Source organism: Exiguobacterium alkaliphilum 12/1, from assembly GCF_000714435.1.
Taxonomy (GTDB): domain Bacteria; phylum Bacillota; class Bacilli; order Exiguobacteriales; family Exiguobacteriaceae; genus Exiguobacterium; species Exiguobacterium alkaliphilum.
Map to the genome: position 1 here is coordinate 1 of NZ_JJMW01000042.1, position 19,316 is coordinate 19,316.

Here is a 19,316-nt window from a genome sequence, read left to right on the forward strand (position 1 = left end):
ATAGGACGTTGCCAGGCAACATGAGACGGTCGAGCAGAATGCTCGATCGTCTTTTTTTGTGCGATGATGCGAGGCATCGTCGCTTTTCGTTTGCCTTTTTTTGAATCAATGATAAAATATAGTCAAAAGTCAAAGATGGTCAGAGGGTGGTGGAGATGAGAAACATATCTGATGTGATCGAACAGTATTTGAAGCAAGTGCTCAAAGAAAGTCAGGCCAATACGATTGAAATCAAGCGGCAAGACATCGCAAAACGTTTTGAATGTGTTCCGTCTCAAATCAACTACGTCATCAATACACGGTTTACTGTCGAGAAAGGCTACCTCGTCGAAAGTAAACGCGGCGGAGGGGGATATATTCGCATTCGACGTGTCATCTTACACGAGAAACAGGATGTACTGGCCAGTTTAATCGACTTCCTGCACAATCAACCGAGCTTGAATGAACAAGTCGTCGAAAACATACTGATTCGTCTGTTTGAGGAAGGGTTGATGAGCGAGCACGAAGTTCGTCTTCTTTTTCACATACTGTCTGACGAATCACTCGGACTCTACACAGAGGACCGTTATTTGATTCGCCGGCATCAATTATTAGCGCTCATGAAACTGTTAAGTTATCGCTGACGGAGGCGGAAGGACATGTTATGTGAACGGTGTAAACGGCGACCTGCCGTCAATGAGATGGTCATCAATGAAGATGGAGTTCCTGTCACGCGTAAACTGTGTCGCACGTGTGCGTTTGAAGTCATGACTGGTTACGTTCCAGTCGTGAAGCGATGTCCGACATGTCAGATGACGCAACACGCACTACGTCAAACGAGAAAAGCTGGCTGTACGACGTGCTATACTGTCTTTCGCGATGATTTATTGAAGATGACTCGTCAATATCAACAAGGACATGATCATCACGTCGGTTCGATTCCAAACCTGTTACGAACACCTGACGAACGAATTGAAGAACGACTCGTGAAGCTGGCAGGGGAGTTGGAGCAAGCCGTCGAACAAGAAGATTATGAACGTGCAGCCCGTATCAAGAAAGAAATGATTCAATTGAAAGGGCAAGGTGAGGCGTGATGGAGACATTCCTCGAAAAGCCGCTCGGTCCGAAGATGCGTGAACGAGCGAAGTTAGACGACCTTGTCATCTCGACTCGGATTCGATTGGCTCGCAACCTGAAAGACACGGTCTTCTCCCCTGTTCTCTCTGAAGAAGGGCAACGGCACTTGTGTGAACGTGTCGAGTCCTCTCTTGGCGGTCTTCAAGGGTTCCAGTACATCCATATGGGTTCCTATGATCTCGTGACGCGGCAAGCACTTGTCGAGAAGCATTTGATCAGTCCGACCATCGCTAAGAAAGATGAAAGTGCCGTCTTTTTAAGTGAAGACGAAACGATCAGTGTATTGGTCAATGAGGAAGATCACTTACGGATTCAAACGTTGTTGCCTGGCTTTCAGGTGGCAGAGGCGTTCGAACTAGCTAAGCGCGTCGATGCCTTGTGTGAAGAGTCTCTCCCTTATGCTTTCGATGAAACGTTAGGTTACTTGACGACGTGCCCGAGCAATATCGGGACCGGCCTCCGCGCCTCGGTCATGCTCCACCTACCGGGTTTGACATTGACCGGTCGGATTACTCCTATATTAAAAGAACTTCGCAAACTCGGTTACACCATTCGCGGACGGTATGGAGAAGGCAGTGACGCGGCGGGACGACTCTTCCAACTGTCGAATCAACGGACACTTGGAAGTCACGAATCCCAACTCTTGTCAGATTTTATGGAAGTAACGGAACAAATCATTCAAGCGGAGCGCCAAGCACGCGATGATTTGCTTAAAACCAATGAAGCGGAGTTAGAAGATCAGTTCTATCGCTCTTACGGGATTTTGCGCTATGCCAAATTGCTATCTTCGACGGAAGCGATTGAACGTCTTTCTGACTTACACTTAGCGAGCGACCTCGGACTACTGTCGGATTGGAGCCCACCCCAGTTTCATGAGCTGATTGTAAGGTTGCAATCAGGTTTCCTACAAAAACATTTCGGGAAAACATTATCTACGAAAGAACGAGATCGAGAACGAGCAACGCTCGTTCGTCGAACGCTAGATCACGGTTTAGTTTGATTTAACTCTCAAGGAGGTTTTGTCCATGATGTTTGGTCGATTCACAGAACGAGCTCAGCGCGTATTAGCTTTGGCACAAGAAGAAGCGGTACGGCTTGGCCATCACAATATTGGTACGGAACACATTTTACTCGGATTGATTCGAGAAGGGGAAGGCATCGCTGCAAAAGCGCTCTTCGCCCTCGGCATGACGTCTGAAAAGATTCAACAAGAAGTGGAAGCGCTCATTGGACGTGGTTCAGAGAACGGTTCGACAATTCACTATACACCGCGAGCGAAAAAAGTGATTGAGCTCTCGATGGACGAGGCCCGTAAGCTCGGTCACTCGTATGTCGGGACAGAGCATATCTTGCTCGGGTTGATTCGAGAAGGAGAAGGTGTCGCGGCTCGTGTTATGAATAACCTCGGCATCAGTTTGACGAAGGCCCGTCAGCAAGTACTCCAACTGCTCGGAAACACAGAATCGTCAGCCAACGCCTCGCAACCTGGAACGAGCGCTGCGACTCCAACGCTCGACGGCTTGGCTCGTGACTTGACGCAGCAAGCTCGTGAATCACGACTCGATCCGGTCATCGGACGCGCAGGTGAGATTCAACGCGTCATTGAGGTGTTGTCACGTCGGACGAAAAACAACCCGGTCTTGATTGGGGAGCCAGGCGTCGGGAAGACGGCGGTCGTCGAAGGCTTGGCCCAACAGATCATCAATAACGAAGTGCCGGAGACGCTCCGCAATAAACGCGTCATGGTACTCGATATGGGGACACTCGTCGCAGGGACGAAATATCGCGGTGAATTTGAAGACCGCTTGAAAAAAGTCATGGACGAGATTCGTCAAGCCGGGAACGTCATCCTCTTCATTGACGAGTTGCATACGTTGATTGGTGCCGGGGGTGCGGAAGGTGCAATCGACGCCTCAAACATCTTGAAGCCGTCACTCGCTCGTGGCGAACTTCAATGTATCGGTGCGACGACACTCGACGAATACCGGAAGTATATCGAAAAAGACGCAGCGCTCGAGCGCCGCTTCCAACCGATTCAAGTCAATGAACCGACTGCAGAAGAAGCAGAGCAAATCTTACTCGGTTTACGCGACCGTTATGAAGCGCACCATCGCGTGACCATCACGGACGAAGCGGTCCACGAAGCTGTCGTTCTTTCAGACCGCTACATTTCAGACCGTTTCCTTCCGGATAAAGCGATTGACCTCGTCGATGAGGCCGCGTCAAAAGTCCGCCTCCGTTCGTTCACGGCGCCACCGAACTTGAAAGAGCTCGAAGCACGTCTCGAATCGATTCGTAAAGAAAAAGATTCGGCCGTTCAGAGCCAAGAGTTCGAGAAAGCAGCCTCGCTTCGAGATACGGAACAAAAAGTTCGAGAAGAGCTCGAACAGTTGAAGTCCGAATGGCAGAACAAACAAGGCAATGAGAAACTTGAAGTGACGAAAGAAGATATCGCCCAAGTCGTCGCCAACTGGACCGGCGTTCCGGTCACAAAAATCGCAGAGGAAGAGACAGATCGTCTCTTGAAACTCGAGTCGATTTTGCATAACCGTGTCATCGGTCAAGATGAAGCCGTCAAATCGATTTCGCGGGCAATCCGCCGGGCCCGTGCCGGGTTGAAAGACCCGAAACGTCCAATCGGATCGTTCGTCTTCCTTGGGCCGACCGGTGTCGGTAAGACCGAACTTGCCCGTGCCGTTGCCGAAGCGCTCTTCGGCGATGAGGACGCGATTATCCGCATCGACATGTCCGAGTACATGGAGAAACATGCGACGAGCCGACTCGTCGGTTCGCCTCCAGGGTATGTTGGGTATGAAGAAGGTGGACAATTGACAGAAAAAGTTCGCCGGAAGCCATACTCGGTCATCTTGCTTGATGAGATTGAGAAAGCGCACCCGGAAGTGTTCAACATCTTGCTCCAAGTGCTCGACGACGGCCGCTTGACAGACTCGAAAGGCCGCACGGTCGACTTCCGCAACACCGTCATCATCATGACATCAAACGTCGGGGCCGCCGCGCTCAAACGGAACAAATATGTCGGATTCACGGTTGAAGACGATGTGAAACGTGAATATACAGAGATGAAGGACAAAGTCATGGAAGAGCTCAAAAAAGCGTTCCGTCCTGAGTTCTTGAACCGAATCGATGAGATCACGGTATTCCACTCGCTTCAAAAAGAGCATATCCAACAAATCGTCAAGCTCATGGCCGAGACACTCACGAAACGTCTTGGCGAACAAGGCATCGACTTCACGTTGACGGAGTCGGCGCTTGAGAAGATCGCTGAAGTTGGATACGACCCAGAGTACGGGGCTCGACCGCTCCGCCGGGCGCTCCAACGCGAGGTGGAGGACCGACTCTCAGAAGCGATGCTCAGTGGAGACATCACCAAAGGTAGTAAAGTCGCGCTCGACGTGCAGGACGGAGAGTTTATCGTCCGAAGCGAAGGCGTCGTTCAATAATGCGAAGCTCCCTCTCTCGTGTGAGGGGGCTTTTTTAAACAGAAAGGATTCGGTATGGCTAAATTAAAAACGAAATACGTATGTCAATCGTGTGGCTATGAGTCCGCCAAATGGATGGGACGTTGCCCGGGATGTAATGAATGGAACACGCTCGTCGAAGAGTTCGTCGAAGAGAAGAAAGCGAAGCGCGGGGCCGCGTTCGTTCACAGTTCCTCACGCCAGTTGAAACCGGAACGTCTCGCGGACGTCGTCTCGCAGGAAGAGACGCGAGTCCATACGAACAGTCAAGAGTTTGACCGCGTCCTCGGTGGGGGGATTGTCCCTGGATCGCTCGTCCTTGTCGGGGGTGACCCGGGTATCGGCAAGTCGACGATTTTACTTCAAGTCAGTGCGCATCTTGCCCATAGCGGACGGAAAGTACTCTACATTTCAGGTGAGGAATCGCTCAAGCAGACGAAGCTTCGTGCGGAGCGACTCGGCCTGCCGACACAGGATTTATATGTGCTCGCCGAGACCGATATGTTGATGATTGAACGGGTCATCGATGAAGAGAAGCCGGGATTTGTCATCATCGATTCGATTCAAACGGTATATATGGATGAGATTCAATCGGCGCCGGGCAGTGTCGCTCAAGTGCGGGAATGTACCGCAGCGCTTATGAAAATCGCCAAAACGCGAGGCGTGGCCGTCTTTATCGTCGGACACGTCACGAAGCAAGGTTCGATCGCCGGACCACGCTTGCTCGAGCATATGGTCGATGCGGTGTTGTATTTCGAGGGCGAGCGCCATCATACGTTCCGGATTTTACGTGCGGTCAAGAACCGTTTCGGCTCGACGAATGAGATTGGCATCTTTGAGATGAAAGAGAGCGGGCTCGAGGAAGTGCTCAACCCGTCCGAGATTTTCTTAGAAGAACGGACGGCCGGTGTATCCGGCTCGACGGTCGTCGCTTCAATGGAAGGGACGCGAACGGTGCTCGTCGAGCTTCAAGCGCTCATTTCGCCGACGTCATTCGGGAATCCGAGACGCATGGCGACGGGAATCGACCAAAACCGCGTCGCGCTGCTCATGGCCGTGCTCGAGAAACGTTCCGGTCTCTTGCTCCAGACGCAAGATGCGTATTTGAAGGCGGCTGGTGGCGTGAAGCTTGACGAGCCGGCCATCGATTTGGCAATCTGTGTCTCCATCGCCTCAAGTTTCCGCGACCGTCCGACACGCCCGACCGACGTCTGTATCGGGGAAGTCGGATTGACCGGTGAAGTACGCCGGGTGTCACGAATCGAACAACGCGTCGCCGAGGCGGCTAAGCTCGGCTTCACGCGTGCGATCATTCCGAAAAACAACCTTGGCGGCTGGACGGCACCAGCCGGAATCGACGTCGTCGGGGTCAGTACTGTCGATGAGGCGCTACAACTCACCATTCCGTTCTGACGGGCGCCTCCGACAGGTTTTTAACGCTTTGTAACGAACGCTTTCAAACGAACCGTGTTACAATAAAAGTGCTGTTTTCATGAAATTTAAATTCAAACGAAGGAGGTGGAATGAGTGAAGATTGCAGTGCGAATCGGATTTATTTTAATCGGTCTCGTCGTCGGATGGTTCGGGATTATCGAGTTGATGATTTTACTAAGTGACCTCGGTGTGAACGTGCCGGCATGGTTGACGATTCCATACGTAGCTAGTTTGATTGGTGGACTTATCTTCTTCATTCTCAGTTTATTCTTGACCGACATGGTCGTTAAATTCATCCGTTTTGTCGAAGAACGGCTCGTCCGTTTGCCGGTCGGGGATATTTTGTTCGGCTCGATTGGATTGATTATCGGGTTGTTAATCGCCTTTTTGATTAGCGTCTCGCTCGAAGTGACGAACATTTTCTTGCTCAGTAAAATCGTCCCGATTTTCGTGACCGCTTTGTTCGGATACTTCGGATTTGCCGTCGGGTACCGAAAGCGCAACGAGTGGATCAAACTGTTCGTGAAAAGTGAACGCGAAAAGCAGCCGGCTGAGCCGGTACGCCGTTCGAACGATAAGATTTTGGATACGAGTGTCATCATCGACGGTCGTATCGCCGACATCGCGAAGACAGGCTTTATTGAAGGAACGCTTATCGTTCCCCAGTTCGTCATCGGCGAACTCCAATATATCGCGGACTCTTCAGATACGTTGAAACGGAATCGCGGTCGACGCGGACTCGATATCTTAAAAGAGCTTCAAGACAACGACCGCATCGAAGTCGAGATTTATGATGGAGACTTTGAAGATGTAGCGGAAGTCGATATCAAGCTGATTAAACTCGCTGAAGTGAAGAACGGGATCGTCGTGACGAACGACTACAACTTGAACAAAGTATGTGAAGTTCGAAACGTCCCGGTGTTAAACATTAACGATTTAGCTAACTCGGTGAAACAGATTGTCATTCCAGGTGAAGAGATGGTCGTTACGGTCATCAAAGAAGGAAAAGAACAAAATCAAGGAGTCGCCTACCTCGAGGACGGGACGATGGTCGTTGTCGAAGGGGGACGTAAGCTCATTTCGAAGACGTTACCGGTCGTCGTGACGAGTGTGCTCCAGACCTCGGCAGGTCGAATGATTTTTGCTCGTCCTGAATAACTGTGAAAAAGAGACGCGCTTCGCGCTCTCTTTTTTCACGAAGTGAGGGGAATTAGTGATGCGATATGCAGTCGTCATCCCAGCGGCCGGTCAAGGCAAGCGTATGGGGGCGAACGAGAATAAATTGATGTTACAGCTCCAAGGAAAGCCGATTATCGTGTGGACGGTCGAGGCGTTCGCCCGTGACACATGGTGTGACGCCATCATCTTGGCGATTCGTCCGGAGGAAGAGCCGTGGTTTCGCTCGATGCTTAACCATATTCCGACCCCCATCACGTATGTGACCGGCGGGAAAGAACGGCAAGAAAGTGTCCGTGCCGGCCTGCATGCCGTGACGCGAGACGGTGTCGTCTTGATTCATGACGGAGCGCGTCCGTTCATTCGAGTCGAACAATTACGGCAAGTGGCTCAAGCAGGACAAACGGGCGGTGCGATTTTAGCGGTTCCCGTGAAAGACACGGTGAAGCAAGTGGATGCTGGACAAATTACCCGCACGGTTCCGCGTGAGACGCTTTGGCTCGCCCAGACCCCGCAGGCGTTTCCGATTGAGCGGATTCGGCGCATCCACGACGAAGCGGCGGCGCAAACGTTTACGGGTACCGACGATGCGAGTCTGTTCGAATGGGCAGGTCATGAGGTCGCGGTCATCCCGGGTGACTATCACAACATAAAAATCACGACACCCGAAGATTTATTGTTCGGGGAAGCGATTTTGACGAAGGAGGATTATCGATGAGAATAGGACAAGGATTTGATGTGCATGCATTTGCGGAAGGGCGCCCGCTCATTTTAGGGGGAATCGAGATTCCGCACGACCGTGGTCTACTCGGTCATTCCGATGCGGACGTGTTGCTCCACACGATTGCCGATGCGGCCCTCGGTGCGATCGCAGCCGGAGATATCGGCAAGCATTTTCCGGACACGGACCCAGCTTTTAAAGATGCCGATTCGAAAGTGTTGCTTCAACACGTCTGGCAACTCGTGAAAGCAGAAGGGTACGTCCTTGGAAACGTCGATGCGACGGTCATGGCACAGCGGCCAAAACTTCGTCCATATATCGATGACATGCGAGCGGTCATTGCTGAGTTGCTTGAGGCTGACATCAGCCAAGTGAACGTAAAGGCGACGACGACGGAACAGCTCGGCTTCACGGGACGAGAAGAAGGAATTGCTGCCCAGGCGGTCATCCTGCTCAACCGTGCTTGACAAAAGTGGTATACTATTTGGGCAGAAGAGAAGAAAGGTGGAAATAGTATGAGTGAAGTGCGTGTACGCTATGCGCCAAGTCCGACGGGTCACCTTCATATCGGGAACGCCCGGACCGCGCTATTCAATTATTTATATGCTCGCCACGCCGGCGGGAAGATGATCCTCCGAATCGAGGATACCGATCAAAAACGGAACGTTGAGAACGGTGTCGAAAGTCAGATGAAGTATCTTGAATGGCTTGGAATCGATTGGGACGAAGGTCCAGGCCGCGGTGGTGACTACGGCCCTTACTTCCAAATGGAGCGACTCGACCTCTACAACAAACATGTGAACGAGTTGATGGAGAAAGGACTCGCCTATAAGTGCTATATGACGTCGGAAGAACTCGAGGCAGAGCGCGAAGCACAAATCGCGCGCGGCGAAGCGCCGCGTTATTCGGGTGCCCATCGCAACTTGAGCGCTGAGGAGCAGGCCGCATTCGAAGCGGAAGGTCGCAAGCCGTCGATTCGCATCCGTGTGCCTGAGGGCGTCACGTACAAATGGCATGATGTCGTCAAAGGTGACGTCTCGTTTGAAGCGAAAGACTTCGGTGATTGGGTCATCGTCAAACAAGACGGGATTCCGACGTACAACTTTGCGGTCGTCATCGATGACTACTTGATGAAGATCAGTCACGTGTTACGGGGCGACGACCACATCGCCAACACACCGAAACAGATGATGGTCTATGACGCGCTCGGATGGGACTACCCGACGTTCGGGCATATGACGCTCATTTTCAATGAGAACCATAAGAAACTCTCGAAGCGTGATGAGTCAATCATTCAGTTCATCGAGCAATATGCCGATCTCGGATACATCCCGGAAGCGCTCTTCAACTTCATCTCGCTTCTCGGCTGGTCGCCGGTCGGTGAAGAAGAGATCTTCACGAAACAACAGTTCATCGACATGTTCGACGCGGGTCGACTCTCGAAGAGCCCGGCCGTGTTTGATCAACAGAAGCTCGCGTGGATCAACAGTGTCTACATGAAACAGGCTTCGCTTGACGAAGTGGTGGCACTCAGTTTACCATTCTTACAAGAAGCGGGCCGTTTACCAGAAGCGCTCTCGATGGAAGAAGCGGATTGGGCGACAGCGCTCATCGCGCTCTATAAAGAACAGATGACGCACGGCGCTGAGATCGTCGCGTTGACGGACTTGTTCTTTAAAGACGAAGTCGAGTATGACGAAGAGGCGAACGCGGTGCTTGCCGGTGAGGCGGTACCGAGCGTCTTGGCTGAATTCAAGGCGCAACTCGAACAGATCGAAGATTTCACACCGGAAGCGATTAAAGCCGCGACGAAAGCGACACAAAAAGCGACTGGTCAAAAAGGAAAGAACTTGTTCATGCCGATCCGTGTCGCGACGACAGGGCAGACGCACGGACCAGAGCTTCCAAATGCAATCGCATTGATTGGAAAAGAGCGTGTCTTGGCACGTCTCTCAACTTTATTAGCTTAAAGGCAATGATGAGGAAAGTAAGCGGATTGACACTTAACAGAGACTAGAACCAAGGCTGGAAGTTCTAGAAGCGTCCCCCGTCGAAGTGCACCTCGGAGCCGTTCCGGCGATACGTAGTCGGGACCGCGACTCGGCGTTAACGAGACTTGAGAGGGGAAGTTTCCCAAACAGAGTGGAACCGCGCTTACGGCGTCTCTGTGCCTTGGCACAGGGGCGTCTTTGTTTTTGATATAGAAAAGGAGAACAATTATGGGATTTTGGAAAAGTGTACGGGCCGATATTCAAAACGTGCTCGAGCTTGACCCGGCCGCGCGGTCGAAAGCGGAGGTCGTTTTAACGTATCCGGGACTGCATGCGCTCTGGGCGCACCGTATCGCACACGGCCTATGGAAACGGAACGTGAAGCTCGTCGCGAAATTGATTGCGCAGACGAGCCGTTGGTTGACTGGGGTAGAAATTCACCCGGGCGCCGTCATCGGCGAACGTCTGTTTATCGACCATGGTTTTGGCATCGTCATTGGCGAGACGGCCATCATCGGTAACGATGTCACGATTTATCAAGGCGTGACGCTCGGCGGAACGGGAAAAGAGAAAGGGAAGCGTCACCCGACGATCGGGAATGACGTGTTGATTTCGGCAGGTGCGAAAGTGCTCGGCAATATCACGATTGGCGATTGCGTCAAAATCGGAGCGAGTTCCGTCGTCTTAAAAGACGTGCCGTCGGACTCGACGGTCGTCGGAATTCCGGGTCGTGTCGTCATCCGAAACGGTGAGCGGGTCAAACAACACGACCTCGATCATCGCTTCCCGGACCCAGACCGAGAATGCCAAGAGCGACTCGAGAACGCGGTCGAACAATTAGAGAAAAAGTTAGCTTCTTTAGAGAAACGGATGGAGGAGAAGACACATGATTCAGTTTTACAACAGCCTCACGAATAAAAAGGAACCGTTCGTCCCAATCGTACCAGGGAAAGTGTCGATGTACGTGTGCGGGCCGACCGTCTATAACTATATCCACGTCGGGAACGCCCGACCAGCGATCGCATTCGACACGGTCCGTCGCTATTTGACGTATCGCGGCTATGATGTGAAGTACGTTTTGAACTTCACGGACGTCGACGATAAAATCATCCGGGCCGCGAACGAGCTCGGTGAAGACGTCTCGACGCTGACGAACCGCTACATCGAAGCGTATTTGGCCGATACGGGGGCGCTCAACGTCCAACCGGCCGATGTGCATCCGCGCGTCACTGACACGATGGAAGACATCATCGAGTTTATCCGGAACTTAGAGACGGGAGGGTATGCGTACGCGTCCGAAGGTGACGTCTATTTCCGCACCCGTAAATTTGACGAGTACGGCAAGCTCAGTCAGCAGTCGATTGAAGACTTGCGGGCCGGCTCGCGCGTCGACGTCGGCGAGAAGAAAGAAGATCCGCTCGACTTCGTCTTATGGAAAGCGGCGAAATCGGGAGAACCGGCTTGGGAGAGTCCATGGGGACAAGGGCGTCCGGGCTGGCACATCGAGTGCTCGGCGATGGCGAAAAAGCATCTCGGCAAGACGATTGATATCCATGCGGGCGGTCACGATTTGAAGTTCCCGCACCATGAGAACGAAATCGCCCAGTCCGAGGCGTGCAACCATACGAAGTTCGCCAACTATTGGCTCCACAACGGCTTCATCAATATCGAGAACGAGAAGATGTCCAAATCGCTCGGGAATTTCTTGCTCGTCCATGAGGCGCTCAAAGAAGTCGATGCGATGGTGCTCCGCTTCTTCATGCTGTCGGTCCACTATCGTCATCCGATCAACTACAGCCGCGAATTGATTGAGCAAGCAGCGAACGGCTGGGACCGCATCAAAGAGGCGTACCATAACGTCGAGCACCGGTTGTCAGTCACGGTCGGCTTAGAAGAGCCGAGTGAGGCGATGGAGCGTAAGCTTGCTGGCATCAAGTCGACATTTATTGAGGCGATGGATGATGACATCAATACGGCCAACGCCGTCACCGTGCTGTTCGACTTGGCGAGAGAAGCGAACATCTACGCGAAAGCGAACCACGTATCGAAAGAGACGCTTGAGCACGTCATCGACTTGTTCGACGAGTTGACCGGTGTCCTCGGTTTGACGTTGTCAGAAGAGAAGGAACTGTTAGATGCCGAGATTGATCAATTGATTCAAGAGCGCGACGCGGCCCGTGCCGAACGAAACTTCGCGCGTGCCGACGAGATTCGTGACCTACTGAAACAACAACAGATTCAACTTGAAGATACGGCGCAAGGCGTCCGGTGGAAGCGTCTATGAGTGTGAACCCGGCCCAACTGAACGCACTCGCGCTCGCATATATGGGCGACGTCGTCTATGAGATGGCGGTGCGGAAACGATTGCTCGAGCGGGGCTTGACGCGACCGAACGATTTACACCGTGGGGCCATCCGTTACGTCAATGCCTCGTCGCAAGCAGGCGTCGTCACCCACTGGCTCGAGACGAACGTGCTCTCGGAAGAAGAACAGGCGGTCGTGCGGCGTGGGCGAAACGCCAAGTCCGGTTCGATTCCGAAGCGGACGGACGTCCATACGTATCGTTACTCGACCGCGTTCGAGGCACTGATTGGTTACATCTACCTTACAGAAAGAAGGGATCGTCTTGAAGAACTCATCGAACAAGCGTTCATTTGGCTCGAAACCGAGCAACCCGAAACGACATGAAGGAGGCAAGTCGCGCGATAAACGTTCATTCGATCGTCCACGCAGCGACGACCGCCCGAAACGACAAAAGTTAGAACGACCGGATTATCAAGAAGTCGACGTGATGGAAGAAGGGATCGACTTCCTATACGGGCGTAACCCGGTCATGGAGGCGCTCCGGAGCGGGCGCGACATGAACAAAGTCTTCATCATGGAAGGCCAACAAAAAGGGCCGCTCGCCCAAATCATCGCGATGGCGAACGAAGCGTCGGTACAAGTGTCATTCGTCCCGAAAACGAAACTCGAGAAAATGGCCGGCAGTGAACACCACCAAGGTGTCGTCGCGGCCGTCGCGGCATACGAGTATAAGTCGATTGAAGACATGTTCGCGCTAGCCGAGTCGAAAGGGGAGACACCGCTCTTCATCTTGCTCGATGAGCTTGAAGACCCGCACAACCTTGGCTCGATTTTACGGACGGCGGACGCTGTCGGCGCCCACGGGATTATCATCCCGAAACGTCGTTCGGTCGGGTTGACGCAAACGGTCGCGAAAGCATCAACGGGCGCAATCGAGTACATCCCGGTCGCGCGCGTCACGAATTTGACGCGAACGCTCGAAGAGTTGAAAGAGAAAGGGTTGTGGGTCGTCGGGACTGACGCGAGCGAGAGCCAAGACTATCGCCGCCTCGATGGCAACATGCCGCTCGTCGTCGTCATCGGTAGTGAAGGCAAGGGGATGAGCCGACTCGTACGGGAGACGTGTGACTTCCTCGTCCATATGCCGATGGTTGGTCATGTGACGTCGCTCAACGCCTCGGTCGCAGCTGCGCTTCTCTTGTATGAAGTGCATCGCACCCGCCATCCGCTGTCATGAGTGTGAAAAAGCGGGAACTTCTACTCGTTGACGGCTATAACATTATCGGAGCGTGGCCACATCTTCGGAAGTTACGCGAAATCGACTTCGACAAAGCGAGAAACGACCTCATTGAAGCGATGGCCGAGTATCAAGCCGTCACCGGTCGGGAAGTGACAATCGTCTTCGACGCCCATATGCGCTATGGTCGCGAGTCGAAAGCGACACAGAGCCGGGTCGCGGTCGTTTATACGAAAGAGAACGAGACGGCCGATGAATGGATTGAGCGTCGGGCGCATGAACTCGTCGATAACCGTCTCGTCACCCTGTTCGTGGCGACGAACGACTTCACGGAGCAATGGGTCATCTTCGGTCAAGGGGCGCTCCGCGTTCCGGCGACCGAACTGTTGAAGGACTGGAAGCACGCCCAGCTGTTAATCGAACAAGAGCGATCGGCGCTCAAACAAGACCGGTCGAACCGAAAAACGATCGACCTCTCGCCGGAAGTGCGAGCCCGATTGGAAGAAATGCGTCGTCGCAAATGAGGCGGTGACGCACGTCACGGACGAGTTCATGAAATGGACTCGTCTTTGTTTTTAGTTTGACATTTTTTTGAAAGGAAATGTTGTATACTAATAGATGTATGCGTTACACGAATTGTAATTGACGGAATTTTTAGAATTTTGTTTGACGGTCGTTTTACCTGCTGTCTATAATGAGGTCACAAACTTACATAGTTCATCATCAATTGCCGGGGGGTATGAAACATGAACGGATGGCCATACGAACAGTTTGAAAACATGTCGGACGAAGAGCTCGTCTTGCTCGCGCGCAACGAAGGGGATAGCGATGCGTTAGAATTTCTGATTGAGCGCTATCGTTATTTCGTGCGAGCGAAAGCACGGTCGTACTTCTTGATTGGAGCCGATCACGAGGACATCGTCCAAGAAGGGATGATCGGGCTTTATAAAGGGGTTCGGGATTACCGCGACGAGCGGCTCGCCTCATTCAAAAGCTTTGCCGAGATGTGTATCACGCGTCAAATGATTACGGCGATTAAGACGGCCACGCGCCAAAAACACATCCCGCTCAACTCGTACGTGTCACTCGATAAGCCGATCTTTGACGATGAGTCAGACCGCACGTTGCTTGACGTCATCTTGCCCCCGCACCCGACCGACCCACAAGAACTGCTTGTCACGCGGGAAGACCAGTTGTTCATGGAAGAAAAGATGGATGAGCTGCTTAGCGACTTGGAACGAAAAGTGCTTCGGCTTTATTTGGATGGCCGCTCGTACCAAGAGATCTCGGACGACCTCGATCGTCACGTCAAATCGATTGATAACGCCTTGCAGCGTGTGAAGAAGAAGTTTGAACGTCACGTCGATGTGAAGACGTTGACGAGTTAACCGATATTGACCCCACGCCTCCTATGTGATACTTTTAAGGCAGCGCCTTGTCCGTAGACGCCATTTTACAGGAGGCGTTTTTTTTTCGCTCTTTTTTAGTAGGAGAGCCGTCGAAAGGGGCGCTTATGAATGGCAAAGAAAGTAAGTCTCGCCTGTGCAACTTGCGGATCACGCGTTTACTCGACGACGAAACGTGATGACGTGGCGACACGCCTTGAACTGAACAAGTTCTGCCGTCGTTGCAATGCGCATACGGTGCACCGAGAATCAAAGTAACGTCAATTGGCATTCAATGTAGGAGGAAGCTACCATGAACTTTTTGCGTGATGTATGGAAAGAGCTAAAGAAAACGAGTTGGCCGACTCGTAAAGAGCTCACGAAATATACCATCACAGTCATCGCGACCGTCGTCGTGATTGGCTTGTTCGTGTTTGGCGTGGATACTGGTGTCAGCTATCTCGTCAACTTATTGATTAACTAAGGAAAGAGGTGAAAGCCGTGGAGAAACAATGGTTTGTTGTCCAGACGTATTCTGGCTTTGAGAACAACGTCAAAGAAAACCTAGAGCGTCGAATCGGTTCGATGAACATGGAAGATAAAATTTTCCGCGTCCTCGTTCCGACTGAAACAACGCAAGAAGAAGTCACGCTTAAAAGTGGCGAGAAGAAGATTAAAGAACGTGAAGTGAAAAACTTCCCGGGCTACGTGTTCGTCGAGATGATCATGACGGACGATTCATGGTACGTCGTTCGGAACACACCGAACGTCACAGGCTTCCTCGGTTCGACGGGTGGCGGCGCCAAGCCGATCCCGCTTCAACCGGACGAAGTGACGAACGTGCTTTCACAGATGGGCCTCATCGAGAAGAAAGACCGTTACAACTACGAGCTCGGCGATCTCGTCCGTGTCAAAGAAGGCGCGTTCGAGAACTTTGAAGGGACGATTGATGAAATCGAAGCTGACAAAGAGAAGCTCAAAGTCGTCGTCGACATGTTCGGCCGCGAAACGAAAATCGAGCTTGATTTCGAACAAGTTCAGAAAATTAACTAAACCCACTTGCCATCTTCGGAAACGGATGGTACAATCGGAAATGTTTGATGTTGTGCTTTATTTCGGTACAAACTCGACCTAATAGATTGAGTGGGAGGGCGCACAACGTCCAAGAAACCACATTTTAGACTTAAGGAGGTGTGTCTCGTGGCGAAAAAAGTTACTAAACTCGTTAAACTTCAAATCCCAGCTGGTAAAGCTAACCCAGCACCACCAGTAGGACCAGCACTTGGTCAAGCAGGTGTTAACATCATGGGATTCTGTAAAGAGTTCAACGCTCGTACACAAGACCAAGCCGGATTGATTATTCCTGTAGTCATTACGGTATACGAAGATCGTTCGTTTACATTCATTACGAAAACTCCACCAGCTGCAGTTCTTTTGAAGAAAGCTGCTGGTATCGAGAGCGGTTCTGGTGAACCGAACCGTAAGAAAGTAGCAACGGTTAAGCGTGATAAAGTTCGCGAAATCGCTGAACTTAAAATGCCTGACCTTAACGCGTCGTCTGTAGAAACAGCGATGCTTATGGTTGAAGGTACTGCGCGCAGTATGGGTATTGTAATCGAAGACTAATTGATTAGTCTCTGGGATTGACGGTGAATATTGTACTCACCCTCAATCCCTTCATTATGTGGGAGGAAATTCCGCTAACCACAAGGAGGAAAAGAATCATGGGTAAAAAACACCAAGAAGCAGCGAAGCTTGTTGATCGCACGAAGTCTTACGACCTCGCTGAAGCGGTTGAACTCGTTCAAAAAACTGCTACTGCTAAGTTCGATGAAACAATCGAAGTGGCTGTACGTCTCGGCGTAGATCCAAAGAAAGCAGACCAACAAATCCGCGGTGCCGTTGTACTTCCACACGGTACTGGTAAAACACAAAAAGTTCTCGTCTTCGCAAAAGGCGAAAAAGCTAAAGAAGCTGAAGCAGCTGGCGCTGACTATGTCGGTGACTCTGAGTTCATCACGAAAATCCAACAAGGATGGTTCGACTTCGATGTCATCGTTGCGACACCTGACATGATGGGTGAAGTTGGTAAACTCGGTCGCGTTCTCGGACCAAAAGGCCTCATGCCTAACCCGAAAACAGGCACAGTTACGTTTGATGTCGAGAAAGCAATCGCTGACATCAAAGCTGGTAAAGTAGAGTACCGCGTTGACAAAGCCGGTAACATCCACGTACCAGTTGGTAAGAAGTCGTTTGAAGCAACGAAACTCTCTGAGAACATCGAGACAATCATCGAGACACTCATGAAAGTGAAGCCTGCTACTGCAAAAGGAACTTACCTCAAAAACATCGCGCTTTCGTCAACAATGGGTCCTGGAATCCGTGTTGCGACTGCCGACTTCATCAAGTAATCTACTTGAAATAAACTGTTGACAACGTGTGATACCGCTGTTAAAGTAAGACACGTTCAACCGAATATGTTGGATTACCGCAGACAGAAGGTGGACATCGGTCCGTAAACCCTTCCGAGGTGTCTTTGCTCGAACTTGAGCCTGTTGTCACAGGTTTACTTTCAAACAATTACGCCCTCGTATGTCTTCATACGAGGGATTTCTTTTTGAAGAGCAGCCTCTCGTCCGGTACAAGAAATGACTAGGAGGTGCAAACACATGGCAAGCGAAAAAATCGTAGCTCAGAAATCGGCACTCGTCGATGAAATCGCTGAGAAAATGCAAGCGAGCGTTGGAACAATCGTTGTTGACTACCGTGGACTTACAGTTGAAGAAGTGACTACACTCCGTAAATCACTCCGTGACGCTGGAATCGAGTTCAAAGTATACAAAAACGGACTTCTTCGCCGCGCGGCTACTCAGTCTGGTTTTGACGGTCTTGACGAAGTCTTCACAGGTCCTACAGCAGTCGCGTTCTCGAAAGAAGACGTTGTTGCTCCAGCGAAGATCTTGAACGACTTCTCGAAAGAGCACAAAGCGCTCGAACTCAAAGGCGGAATCATCGAAGGCAAAGTAACTTCACTTGAAGAAGTGAAAGCTCTTGCAGAACTTCCATCACGCGAAGGTCTTCTCTCGATGCTTCTCAGCGTACTTCAAGCTCCAATCCGTGGGCTCGCAGTCGCAACAAACGCAATCGCAGAACAAAAAGAAGAGCAGTCTGCTTAATTTTTGTCGCGTAGCGTAACTAAACATGTTTACAACATCAAAGGAGGAAAACCATAATGGCTTTCAACAAAGAGCAATTCATCGAAGACCTCAAATCAATGACGGTTCTCGAACTTAACGAACTCGTAAAAACAATCGAAGAAGAATTCGGCGTATCAGCAGCAGCTCCAGTAGCAGTTGCAGGTGCAGGCGCAGCAGCAGCTGAAGAGCAAACTGAATTCGACGTAATCCTCACAAACGCTGGCGCTGGTAAAATCAACGTCATCAAAGCGGTTCGTGAACTTACAGGCCTCGGTCTTAAAGAAGCGAAAGCACTCGTTGACGGAACTCCAGCTCCAGTCAAAGAAGGCGTTTCGAAAGAAGACGCAGACGCAGTTAAAGCTAAGCTTGAAGAAGCTGGCGCAACTGTTGAAGTTAAGTAATCCAACTTTTACTTCACAACCTATAGAAGCTCGCCGTGGCGAGCTTCTTTTATTTCCTTGAAGATTGGGTTAGGAGGTTCAACGCATGGGAGATCATTACTATACGAACGATCCGAGTTCGAAAAGTGCCCCTGAGACGTGGTCGTTCGAGTTACGAGGGAAGACGTATCGCTTCACCTCGGACCGCGGCGTGTTCTCGAAAGGATCGGTCGATTTTGGGTCACGTCTCTTAATCGAGTCATTTGAAGTGCCTGTCGTTTCGGGCCGCATTTTAGATGTCGGCTGTGGTTACGGTCCTATGGGGATCTCGCTTGCCGACGCCTCTGGGCGGGAAGCGCTCCTCGTCGACGTGAACGAGCGGGCGCTCGCTTTGTCCGAACAAAACGCCACCCAGAACGGAGTGACGATTGAGACGCGACTCAGTCATGCTTATGATGCGGTCGGAGAGGAACGGTTCGCGGCCATCGTGACCAATCCGCCGATTCGCGCCGGTAAACAAGTGGTCCATACGATCCTTCGGGATGCGTACGATCACCTTGTGAGCGGTGGCGCGCTCTATGTCGTCATTCAAAAGAAACAAGGAGCACCTTCTGCCAAGAAGTTGCTTGAAGACGTGTTTGGTCATGTCGAGACGCTTGCGAAGGAAAAAGGCTATTTCATTTTCCGGGCAATTCGGTCTTGACAAACGGCGAAGTCTTGTTGACTCGCTATAACGTATATGCTAACATTATAAAATGCCATTGGAATGGAATTCGCTTGGAACTGCCGCGTTTGCCGCTTTTTAGACGCGGAAAAAGAGCGACATTCAATGACAATGTTCGATTATTACGCCCGAAAAATTCGCTAAAGAATTGGGGGTCTGCGAGGTGAATCAG

At 51.4% G+C, this 19,316-nt stretch carries 23 protein-coding genes and 2 other annotated features; all 23 genes read left to right on the top strand.

The features are described 5' to 3' along the window. Positions 1-155: 155 nt before the first annotated feature. The 23 genes from RT52_RS09985 to RT52_RS10090 all read left to right on the top strand — a co-directional run bounded on the left by RT52_RS09985 (position 156) and on the right by RT52_RS10090 (position 19,123). Positions 156-623, top strand: coding sequence for a CtsR family transcriptional regulator (locus RT52_RS09985; protein ID WP_034817103.1), 468 nt, complete (start codon positions 156-158; stop codon positions 621-623). Between the two features lie 15 nt (positions 624-638). Then, positions 639-1,073: a UvrB/UvrC motif-containing protein gene (locus RT52_RS09990; RefSeq protein WP_034817105.1), complete on the top strand. Its 435-nt coding sequence runs from the start codon at positions 639-641 to the stop codon at positions 1,071-1,073. Then, a complete protein-coding gene (locus RT52_RS09995) occupies positions 1,073-2,116 on the top strand; it encodes a protein arginine kinase (RefSeq protein ID WP_081852695.1) in 1,044 nt (347 codons plus the stop codon). The genes RT52_RS09990 and RT52_RS09995 overlap by 1 nt, the downstream gene beginning before the upstream one ends. A gap of 25 nt (positions 2,117-2,141) precedes the next feature. Next, on the top strand, positions 2,142-4,577 hold the full coding sequence (locus RT52_RS10000) for an ATP-dependent Clp protease ATP-binding subunit (RefSeq protein ID WP_034817108.1): 2,436 nt from the start codon (positions 2,142-2,144) through the stop codon (positions 4,575-4,577). Positions 4,578-4,631: 54 nt separating this feature from the next. Then, positions 4,632-6,008, top strand: a complete 1,377-nt coding sequence (gene radA / locus RT52_RS10005; RefSeq protein WP_034806339.1) for a DNA repair protein RadA — start codon at positions 4,632-4,634, stop codon at positions 6,006-6,008. A gap of 114 nt (positions 6,009-6,122) precedes the next feature. Then, positions 6,123-7,187: a PIN/TRAM domain-containing protein gene (locus RT52_RS10010; RefSeq protein WP_034806342.1), complete on the top strand. Its 1,065-nt coding sequence runs from the start codon at positions 6,123-6,125 to the stop codon at positions 7,185-7,187. A 58-nt stretch (positions 7,188-7,245) separates the two neighbouring features. Then, positions 7,246-7,923, top strand: a complete 678-nt coding sequence (ispD, locus tag RT52_RS10015; protein WP_034817110.1) for a 2-C-methyl-D-erythritol 4-phosphate cytidylyltransferase — start codon at positions 7,246-7,248, stop codon at positions 7,921-7,923. Next, complete coding sequence (ispF, locus tag RT52_RS10020; protein ID WP_034817112.1) at positions 7,920-8,393, top strand: 2-C-methyl-D-erythritol 2,4-cyclodiphosphate synthase; 474 nt, start codon at positions 7,920-7,922, stop codon at positions 8,391-8,393. The genes ispD and ispF overlap by 4 nt, the downstream gene beginning before the upstream one ends. 48 nt (positions 8,394-8,441) lie before the next feature. Continuing rightward, on the top strand, positions 8,442-9,896 hold the full coding sequence (gene gltX / locus RT52_RS10025) for a glutamate--tRNA ligase (protein ID WP_034817114.1): 1,455 nt from the start codon (positions 8,442-8,444) through the stop codon (positions 9,894-9,896). Beyond that, positions 9,893-10,096: a binding site (T-box leader), on the top strand. (Overlaps the previous gene by 4 nt.) 49 nt (positions 10,097-10,145) lie before the next feature. Then, complete coding sequence (gene cysE, locus RT52_RS10030; RefSeq protein WP_034817116.1) at positions 10,146-10,835, top strand: serine O-acetyltransferase; 690 nt, start codon at positions 10,146-10,148, stop codon at positions 10,833-10,835. After that, positions 10,804-12,201, top strand: a complete 1,398-nt coding sequence (gene cysS, locus RT52_RS10035; RefSeq protein WP_034817118.1) for a cysteine--tRNA ligase — start codon at positions 10,804-10,806, stop codon at positions 12,199-12,201. The genes cysE and cysS overlap by 32 nt, the downstream gene beginning before the upstream one ends. Next, positions 12,198-12,605, top strand: a complete 408-nt coding sequence (locus RT52_RS10040) for a Mini-ribonuclease 3 (protein ID WP_034806359.1) — start codon at positions 12,198-12,200, stop codon at positions 12,603-12,605. Before cysS ends, RT52_RS10040 begins: the two co-directional genes overlap by 4 nt. A gap of 103 nt (positions 12,606-12,708) precedes the next feature. Next, the gene (gene rlmB, locus RT52_RS10045) at positions 12,709-13,458 is read left to right on the top strand and encodes a 23S rRNA (guanosine(2251)-2'-O)-methyltransferase RlmB (protein ID WP_034806379.1); all 750 of its coding nucleotides are present in this window, start codon (positions 12,709-12,711) and stop codon (positions 13,456-13,458) included. Continuing rightward, positions 13,455-13,982, top strand: a complete 528-nt coding sequence (locus RT52_RS10050; protein ID WP_034817121.1) for an NYN domain-containing protein — start codon at positions 13,455-13,457, stop codon at positions 13,980-13,982. Before rlmB ends, RT52_RS10050 begins: the two co-directional genes overlap by 4 nt. A gap of 222 nt (positions 13,983-14,204) precedes the next feature. Continuing rightward, positions 14,205-14,846, top strand: coding sequence for an RNA polymerase sporulation sigma factor SigH (sigH, locus tag RT52_RS10055; RefSeq protein ID WP_034806365.1), 642 nt, complete (start codon positions 14,205-14,207; stop codon positions 14,844-14,846). 129 nt (positions 14,847-14,975) lie between these two features. Continuing rightward, positions 14,976-15,122 carry a 50S ribosomal protein L33 gene (gene rpmG, locus RT52_RS16210; protein WP_081825824.1) on the top strand — a complete coding sequence of 49 codons (147 nt, stop codon included), beginning with the start codon at positions 14,976-14,978 and terminating at the stop codon, positions 15,120-15,122. Between the two features lie 34 nt (positions 15,123-15,156). After that, positions 15,157-15,327: a preprotein translocase subunit SecE gene (gene secE / locus RT52_RS10060; RefSeq protein WP_012727692.1), complete on the top strand. Its 171-nt coding sequence runs from the start codon at positions 15,157-15,159 to the stop codon at positions 15,325-15,327. A 17-nt stretch (positions 15,328-15,344) separates the two neighbouring features. Beyond that, complete coding sequence (gene nusG, locus RT52_RS10065) at positions 15,345-15,896, top strand: transcription termination/antitermination protein NusG (protein WP_024372172.1); 552 nt, start codon at positions 15,345-15,347, stop codon at positions 15,894-15,896. A gap of 147 nt (positions 15,897-16,043) precedes the next feature. After that, positions 16,044-16,469 carry a 50S ribosomal protein L11 gene (gene rplK / locus RT52_RS10070; RefSeq protein ID WP_021066593.1) on the top strand — a complete coding sequence of 142 codons (426 nt, stop codon included), beginning with the start codon at positions 16,044-16,046 and terminating at the stop codon, positions 16,467-16,469. A 98-nt stretch (positions 16,470-16,567) separates the two neighbouring features. Next, the gene (gene rplA / locus RT52_RS10075; protein ID WP_034817123.1) at positions 16,568-17,254 is read left to right on the top strand and encodes a 50S ribosomal protein L1; all 687 of its coding nucleotides are present in this window, start codon (positions 16,568-16,570) and stop codon (positions 17,252-17,254) included. A gap of 59 nt (positions 17,255-17,313) precedes the next feature. Continuing rightward, positions 17,314-17,467 (top strand) — a sequence feature (ribosomal protein L10 leader region). A gap of 45 nt (positions 17,468-17,512) precedes the next feature. Then, positions 17,513-18,019 carry a 50S ribosomal protein L10 gene (gene rplJ / locus RT52_RS10080; protein ID WP_024372174.1) on the top strand — a complete coding sequence of 169 codons (507 nt, stop codon included), beginning with the start codon at positions 17,513-17,515 and terminating at the stop codon, positions 18,017-18,019. 56 nt (positions 18,020-18,075) lie between these two features. Then, positions 18,076-18,441 (top strand): 50S ribosomal protein L7/L12, encoded by a 366-nt coding sequence (gene rplL / locus RT52_RS10085; protein ID WP_024372175.1) that lies wholly within the window; start codon positions 18,076-18,078, stop codon positions 18,439-18,441. A gap of 85 nt (positions 18,442-18,526) precedes the next feature. Then, positions 18,527-19,123, top strand: coding sequence for a class I SAM-dependent methyltransferase (locus RT52_RS10090; RefSeq protein WP_034817125.1), 597 nt, complete (start codon positions 18,527-18,529; stop codon positions 19,121-19,123). Positions 19,124-19,316 lie beyond the last annotated feature (193 nt).